Annotated in this window: 7 protein-coding genes and 2 pseudogenes; 8 read left to right on the top strand and 1 reads right to left on the bottom strand. The window is 62.4% G+C overall.

Annotation, left to right across the window (positions count from 1 at the left end; genetic code table 11):
• Nucleotides 1-153, bottom strand: a pseudogene (locus tag AC1DYF_RS35910) (ATP-binding cassette domain-containing protein); the annotation flags it as partial.
• A 4-nt stretch (nucleotides 154-157) separates the two neighbouring features.
• Between AC1DYF_RS35910 and AC1DYF_RS35905 the strand changes: the two are divergent.
• The 8 genes and pseudogenes from AC1DYF_RS35905 to AC1DYF_RS35870 all read left to right on the top strand — a co-directional run.
• Nucleotides 158-232 (top strand): annotated as a pseudogene (locus tag AC1DYF_RS35905) (amino acid ABC transporter permease); the annotation flags it as partial.
• A gap of 364 nt (nucleotides 233-596) precedes the next feature.
• Entirely contained in the window at nucleotides 597-1,376 is a 780-nt protein-coding gene (locus AC1DYF_RS35900; protein WP_477883111.1) for a glucose 1-dehydrogenase, read from the top strand.
• A gap of 22 nt (nucleotides 1,377-1,398) precedes the next feature.
• A complete protein-coding gene (locus AC1DYF_RS35895) occupies nucleotides 1,399-2,466 on the top strand; it encodes a zinc-binding dehydrogenase (RefSeq protein WP_477883110.1) in 1,068 nt (355 codons plus the stop codon).
• 7 nt (nucleotides 2,467-2,473) lie between these two features.
• Nucleotides 2,474-3,496 (top strand): Gfo/Idh/MocA family protein, encoded by a 1,023-nt coding sequence (locus tag AC1DYF_RS35890; protein ID WP_477883108.1) that lies wholly within the window; start codon nucleotides 2,474-2,476, stop codon nucleotides 3,494-3,496.
• Entirely contained in the window at nucleotides 3,493-4,479 is a 987-nt protein-coding gene (locus tag AC1DYF_RS35885) for a zinc-dependent alcohol dehydrogenase (RefSeq protein ID WP_477883106.1), read from the top strand. Before AC1DYF_RS35890 ends, AC1DYF_RS35885 begins: the two co-directional genes overlap by 4 nt.
• Entirely contained in the window at nucleotides 4,479-5,537 is a 1,059-nt protein-coding gene (locus AC1DYF_RS35880) for an SDR family oxidoreductase (protein WP_477883104.1), read from the top strand. Before AC1DYF_RS35885 ends, AC1DYF_RS35880 begins: the two co-directional genes overlap by 1 nt.
• A gap of 27 nt (nucleotides 5,538-5,564) precedes the next feature.
• Nucleotides 5,565-6,587 (top strand): ABC transporter permease, encoded by a 1,023-nt coding sequence (locus tag AC1DYF_RS35875; RefSeq protein WP_477883103.1) that lies wholly within the window; start codon nucleotides 5,565-5,567, stop codon nucleotides 6,585-6,587.
• Nucleotides 6,584-7,651 carry a substrate-binding domain-containing protein gene (locus AC1DYF_RS35870; RefSeq protein ID WP_477883101.1) on the top strand — a complete coding sequence of 356 codons (1,068 nt, stop codon included), beginning with the start codon at nucleotides 6,584-6,586 and terminating at the stop codon, nucleotides 7,649-7,651. Before AC1DYF_RS35875 ends, AC1DYF_RS35870 begins: the two co-directional genes overlap by 4 nt.
• Nucleotides 7,652-7,664 lie beyond the last annotated feature (13 nt).

Here is a 7,664-nt window from a genome sequence, read left to right as displayed (position 1 = left end):
GCCCATATTCTGCGCCACCGTCATCTGTGGATAGAGCGCATAGTTCTGGAACACCATGGCGATGTCGCGATCCTTGGGCTCCAGGTCGTTGACACGCCGTCCGTCGATGGCGATGTCGCCGGCGGTCACCGTTTCCAGTCCGGCGATCATCCTGCGCGACATGATCTTCAGTCAGATCTTTCAGCCGTTGACGGTCTTCGGAGTCGTCGGGATACTCTATTTCTTGATATGATTTCCGCCGAGCATCATGGGCCCGCACCGGGAACGCAAGTTTGCGGTTTCGGAGCACCGAGATGGCTCGGCACGATCGCCTTTCGCCCGCATCGGACGCCGACCTCCACCACGACACATTTGGCCCTTGGCCTGCGCAAAAACTGCTCAGACAGGCGGAATCCGATCCCCGATCCGTTATTCCGGCCTGCCGCCAATATTCTCATTTTGAGAAAATTAGAGCAGGGCGGACCGAACCTTTTGGCTAGGATCAAAATGCGGCGGTTAGAGGAGCATGTCGCACAATATTTCGCGTCGCAGCTGGCGAAAACGGCTGACAAACGCAAGTATTACCAGGAAATCCGTGATCGGTCAGGGAGGACGCGGTGTCGGGCACGGTTAGCGAGAAATCGATCATTGTCACCGGCGCGGGCCGCGGAATCGGCGCGGCAATCGCGCGGGATCTGGCCCGGAACGGCGCGAAGGTCTGTGTCGCGGACCTCAATCTGGATTCTGCGAAAAAGGTGGCTGCGGAGATCGGCGGCGATACTATTGCAGCCGAAGTCAATGTCACGGACAGGGCGAGCACGAAGGCGATGATTGCCGCCACCGTCGAGGCTTTCGGCCGGCTCGATGTGATGTTCAACAATGCCGGCATCAGCCAGACATGCCAGTTCATGGACGTGACCGAGGAGGACTGGCGCCGCATCATGGATGTCAATGGGCTCGGCGTGCTGGTCGGCACCCAGGAAGCCGCAAGGCAGATGCAGGCCCAGGGCAGCGGCGGTAAGATCATCAACACGGCCTCGATTGCCGGCAAGCAGGGCTATCCGCTCTTCGCGCATTATTGCGCCTCGAAATTCGCCGTTGCGGCGCTGACGCAGGCGGCCGCACGGGCGCTGGCCACCGACAGGATCACCGTCAACGCGTTTGCGCCGGGTGTCGTGCGCACCGAGCTTTGGGAACAGCTTGACCGCGAATTCGTCACGCTCGGCCTGACGGAAAAGCCGGACCAGGCCATCAATGAATTCAGCCAGTCGATCCTGGCCGGCCGCTACGCGCGGCCGGAAGATATTACCGGCGTCACGACCTTCCTCGCATCGACGGGATCGGACTACGTGACCGGGCAGACCTACATGGTCGATGGCGGAATGGTGCTGATATGAACCTGCCTCAGGAGTGCGCTTTATGAAAGCCGTGAGATTTCACGCAGCCAAGGATATTCGTGTCGAAGACGTGCCTGCGCCGTCGGCGAAACTCGGTGCTCACGACGTGCTGATCAAGCCGTTGGTGACCGGCATCTGCGGCACCGACCTGCATGAATATATAGCCGGTCCGATCGTGACGCCGCAAAAGCCGCATATCTATACCGGCGCCACCAATCCGCAGATCCTCGGCCACGAATTCAGCGCGGTGGTTGCCGACAAGGGGCCGGACGTATCCAATGTCAGGGTCGGCGACCGCGTCTCGATCCAGCCGTTGATTTCGCCGCGCGATGATTACTACGGCCGCCGTGGCCTTTATCATCTCAGCGAAAAGATGGGCTGCGTCGGGCTGAGCTGGGCCTGGGGCGGCATGTCGGAACTGGCTGTGGTCAATGATTACAATGTCGCGGCCGTGCCGAAGGGTGTGAGYGATGTGCAGGCGGCCATGATCGAGCCGGCGGCGGTTGCCGTCTATGCCGCCGATCGCGGTGGCGTGACTTCGGGATCGACCGTGCTGATCTCCGGTCTCGGTCCGATCGGTGCGCTGGCGCTGCTGGCGGTCCGGGCCGCGGGCGCTGCCGTCATCTTCGTCAGCGAGCCTAATGCCTATCGCCGCAACCTGGCGAAACAGCTGGTGCCCGATGTCATCTGCCTCGATCCGACCAAGGAAGACGTGCCTGCCTTCATCAAGGCGCATACCGAGGAAGGCGTCGGCGTCGATGTCGCCATCGAATGCGTCGGCCTCGAAGCGAGCCTCAATAGCTGTGCCGCTTGCGTGCGCCGCCAGGGCAAGGTGGTGCAGACCGGCCTGCATATGAAGCCGGCCTCGATCGATGCCATGCTCTGGGCCTTGAAGGACATCACTGTCGAAGCAACCTGGTGCTACCCGGTGCAGAGCTGGCCGCGCATCATCCGCATGGTCGAAGTGGGGCTATTGCCGGTCGAGAAGATCTGCACAGCCGAGATTGCGGCGGACGATGTCGTCGAGAAGGGTTTCGACGCCCTTCTCGACAAGTCCGTCAACCACATGAAAATCCTCGTCACAGTTTGAGAGTGCCATGAGCAGGACGCCTGTAAAAGTCGCTATTATCGGCCTCGGCTGGTGGGGCAGGAAGATGACCGCCGTGCTGAAGAAGGCATCGGACGATATCGAAATCGTCTGCGCCGCCGAACCCAATCCTGCCGGCGCCGCCTTTGCCGCGGAAAACGGATTGCTTTGCTATCCCAGCGACAAGGAAGCGCTGGCCCATCCCGGCGTCGAAGCCGTCATTCTCGCGACGCCGCATTCCCTGCATGCCGAGCAGATCGAGCGCGCCGTCGCTGCTGGAAAACATGTCTTTTGCGAAAAGCCGCTCAGCCATAGCCGCAAGGGTGCGGAAACCGCGGTCAATGCCTGCCGGTCGAAGAACCTCGTGCTCGGAATGGGCCATGAGCGCCGCTGGGAACCGCCGGTGGCGCAGATGCTCGAGGCCGCACGCGCGGGCAGGCTCGGTCGACTGCTGCAGATCGAGGCCAATTTCAGCCATGACAAGTTCCTGACGCTCGCCAGCGACAACTGGCGCCTCAACGCAGCCGAAGCGCCCGTCGCCGGCATGACCGCGACCGGCATTCATCTGACCGACCTTTCGGCGGCATTGTTCGGGCCGGCGCGCGACGTGCGCGTTTCCTGCGAGAATCTCGGCTCGGCATTTCCGCAGGGCGACACGATGAGCGCCCACATCCGCTTCAAGTCCGGCGGAACGGCCTATATTTCGGCGACGCTGGTCACCCCCTTCGTCTCGCGCTTTGCGCTTTACGGCACCAAGGGCTGGATCGATATCCGCGACAAGGCGCATGTCGAAGCGCCCGACGGCTGGGTGGTGACCTCGGCGGAAACCAACTCGCCGATCACCGTCACCGAAGTGCCGCCGGCCGAACCGGTGCGCGACAATCTGGTGGCCTTTGCCCGCGCCGTGCGTGGTGAAGCGCCCTACCCGATCACGGGCGACGATCTGATCAACAATATCGCCATCCTCGAAGCCATCATCGCCTCGGCGGCGCAGGATGGTGCGGTCGTCAACGTCCAGGGAGATCCGACATGAAGGCACTTGTGTTTGAGAAACCCGACCAGCCGGTCGTCATCGACACCCCGATGCCAGTGATGGAGGATAGCGAAGTCCTGGTGCGCACCCGTACCGTCGGCATCTGCCATTCCGACTATGAGCTCCTCGCCGGACGCTACATCATTCCGATCTCCTATCCGGTGACGCCGGGCCATGAATGGTGTGGCGAGATCGTCGAGGTCGGCAAGGGCGTGAAGAATTTCCGCGTCGGCGATCGTGTCGTCGGCGAATGCGTGGTGCGGACACCGGATCGGCTGCACCATTTCGGCTTCTCCATGGATGGCGCCGACAGGCAATATTTCAACGTCAATCCCGACTGGCTGCACAAGCTGCCGGATAGCGTCGACGACAATCGCGGTGCGCTCATAGAGCCGTTTACCTGCGGCTTCTATGCCGTGCTGCGCTCGGGCGGCACCAATGCCAGCGAAACGGTCGTGGTCTCGGGCGGCGGCACGATCGGCCTTGTCTCCGCGGCGGCGGCCATCGGCATGGGCGCCAATGTCATCGTCGTCGATCCGATCCAGACCCGCCGCGACATCGCACTGAAGCTTGGCGCCACGGAAGCGCTCGATCCCTCGGTTGCCTCCGAGCGCATCAAGGAGGTGACGCAGGGCCGGGGTGCGGATCTCGTCGTCGAGGCTTCGGGGCATAGCGCCTCGCTGGCGGCTGCCTTCGACTATGTCGGCCAAGACGGCCGGATGTCGATGGTCGGCATCAATATCGGCCAGAAGATTTCCGCCGATCTCGGCCTTATCCAGATGAAGAACCTGACCATACGCGGCTGCATCGGCTCGCCCGGCGTCTGGCCGGCCGCCATCCGCTTTCTCGAGCGCACAGGCATCGACCTGTCGCCGATCCAGACCCATCATTTCAGCCTCGCCGACGCCGTGCAGGCCTTCCAGCTCGGACTGAACCCGCAGGCCTGCATCAAGGTCACGCTCAATATGGAGGGGCTCAACTGATGGCTCGCCACGCGCTTATCGCCGGCATTTCCGGCATTATCGGCCGTCATCTGGCCGAACGGCTGACGGCCGAAGGCTGGATCGTCAGCGGCATTTCCCGCCATGCGCATGACCTGCCCGGCGAGATCAGGCACATCGCTGTCGACCTGACGGATGCCGGCGCGGTGAAGCAGGCCCTGAAAAACGTAGCCCTCACCGACGTCTTCATCACCGCCTGGCTGCGGCAGGCCACCGAGGCCGAGAATTGCCGCGTCAATGCCGGCATGGTGCGCAACCTGCTTCAGGCCGTCGAAGGCAAGCCGGTCCGGCATGTCGCGCTGGTGACTGGATTGAAACATTATATGGGGCCGTTCGAGGCCTATGCGAAGGCCAAGCCGATCACGCCGTTCCGCGAGGAGCAGCCGCGGCTCTCCTACCAGAATTTCTATTACGACCAGGAAGACGAAGTCTTTTCTGCAGCGGAACGCCAGGGTTTTGGCTGGTCGGTGCACCGGCCTCACACGCTGATCGGCTATGCGGTCGGCAACCAGATGAATATGGCGGCGACGCTTGGCGCCTATGCGGCCATCTGCCGGGAGACCGGCCGTCCCTTCGTCTTCCCCGGCTCGCCGCAGCAATATGAGGCGCCGGTCGACATCACCGATGGCCGGATCATCGCAAGGCACCTGCTTTGGGCGGCGACCGAGCCTGCCGCGCGCAACAATGCCTTCAACATCGTCAATGGCGAAGTGTTTCGCTGGAACTGGCTCTGGCCGAAGCTCGCCGAGCATCTTGGCCTCGCGGCAGCCGCCTATCCCGGCCACGCGCAGCCGCTCGACGAACAGATGAAGGGCATGGAGCCGGTCTGGGACGCGATCGTCGCCAGGCACGGGCTGCAGGGCAACCCGCTGAACACCGTGGCCTCCTGGTGGCACAGCGATGCCGACCTTGGCCGCGTCATCGAGAATTTCACCGACATGACCAAGAGCCGCGACATGGGCTTTTCCGCTTACCAGAACTCGCTCAGGTCTTTCACCGACGCCTTCGACAGGTTCCGTGCCGCCAAGGTTCTGCCGTGAAGGTTTTGCGACGAGGAGCGAACTGAGATGAACGCGACCCCCATGGCTGCTCAAGCGCTTCCCAGGCAGGGCCTGCTGCCCATGCCGCTGGCCAGGAGTTTTGTGACCGTCGTCTTCTCGACGCTTGTTCTTCTTGTCATCTGCCTGATCTTCGCGCCGTCGAGCCTTTCGGGAGGCGCGCTGTCGGGAAGCCTGCCCTTCGCGGCCATTATTGCCATTGTCGGGCTGGGACAGTTGCTGGTGGTGCAGCAAGGCGGCTTCGATCTGTCGCTGCCCGGCGCCGTATCGCTCGCCGTCGTGGTCGCAACCCACTATCCGCAGCAGAATGACGCGCTGCTCTACCAGGCTGTGCTCGTGTCGGGTGCCTTTGCGCTCGCTGCCGGCTTCCTCAATGGCATCCTCGTCAGCTTCTTCGGGTTGAACGCGATCATCGCCACCATCGGCACCAATGCCCTGCTCTATAGCGCTGTGTTTGCGGTGTCGGGCGGCGTTCCCTCGATCACCACCAACCTTTTGGCGGATATCGCCGGCGGCGAATCGCTGGGGCTTCCGAACTCGGTCTATTTCGCCCTCGGCGCCTTGGCCGTGGTGGCCTTCGTGCTGAAGAAGACGGTCGCCGGCCGGCGCTTCGAGGCAATCGGCGCCAATCCGCGGGCCGGGCGTGCGGCGGGCTTGCGCGTGCGAGAGCATCAGATGATGGCCTATGTCTCAGCGCAGCTTCTCTATTGCATGGCAGGCACTCTGATTGCCGGGATTACACGGGAGCCGACGGCTTTCCAGGGCGACAGCCTGCTGCTGCCTTCGGTCGCGGTCGTGGTGCTCGGCGGCACCTCGCTGCTCGGCGGCCGGGGCTATCCGATCTCGACGGTGATCGCTGCCTTCTTCCTGAACCAATTGAGCCAATTCGCACTCTCGGTCGGCGTGCCGTTTTCGGCTCAAACCATCATCCAGGCCTTGGCGCTGGGTTTTGGCATCGGTGTTTACTCGCTCCGCTGGCGGGTGAACGTAAGAAAAACGACTGGAACAAAAAACGTGGAGGAACAGAAATGAAATACGGTTCTATCGTCAAAAGTTTGGCCTTCTCCGTGACGGCCGCAATGATGGCGCTCGGCAGCGCCAACCTCGCCAAAGCCGAGACACCCAGCTGGTGCGGCCCGAAAAAGGCAACGCTTGCGCTGCTCGACGGCTATGGCGGCAACAGCTGGCGCCAGGTGACCACCGCTTCGGGCAAGCAGACGGTCGAGCTTTGCCCCAGCATCACAAAGTACGAATATGCCGATGGCCAGGGCGATACGCTGAAGTCGATCTCCGACATCAAGAGCATGGCGGCCAAGGGCGTCGATGCGCTCGTCGTGTTCGGCGATGCCGGTCCCGCGGTGCTTCCGGCGATCACCAGCGTCTACAAGTCCGGCAAGATCATTGTCCCCTATCGCGTCAATGTCGGCGGCAAGGAAGGCAAGAACTATTCGAAGTTCATCGGCTCGTCCTTCGTCAACGACGGCGAGAACTGGGGCAAATGGATCAAGGGCGTGCTGCCGCAGGGCGGAAACGTGCTGTTCCTCAGCGGACCGGCCGGCAACAGCCAGGGCCTGGACGAGCTCAAGGGCCTGAAGAACGTTCTCGGTGCGGAATATGTCTTCGTCAACCCTGCCCCGTTCGACGTTACGAACTGGGATCCAGCACTGACCCAGAAGGTGCTGACGGCCGAAATCGCCAAGAATGCCAAGATCGATGTGATCGTCTCCGACTTCGGTCCGTCGCTGGTCGGCGCACTGCCGCTGTTTACCAAGCAGGGCAAGTCGATCCCGGCGCTCGCCACGTCCGACGGCAATTCGCTAGGCTGCTTCTTCGAGGCCAACCAGGCAAGCAATCCGGACTTCAAGCTGTTCACGGTCGCGACCGGCAATGACAATGTGAGGCTCGCCGTGCAATGGGCCGTGGCGCTCGCCACCGGCGGCACGCCGCCGAAGGACGAGATCTTCAAGGCGCCGGTATTCGAGGACTCGGTGTCGGGCAATCCCCATGCAGTGCAGTGCCGCAAGGATCTGCCGGGCGCGATCTACATGTCGTCGGAACTCCCCGCCGAGGCTCAGGCCAAGGCTGTCAGCCAGTAAGTTCAGGCTGCGA

It is taken from the genome of Rhizobium sp. P2_G9 (assembly GCF_056403475.1).
Note: the sequence above shows the minus strand (reverse complement) of the source record. Positions and strands in the feature narration are given on the sequence as shown.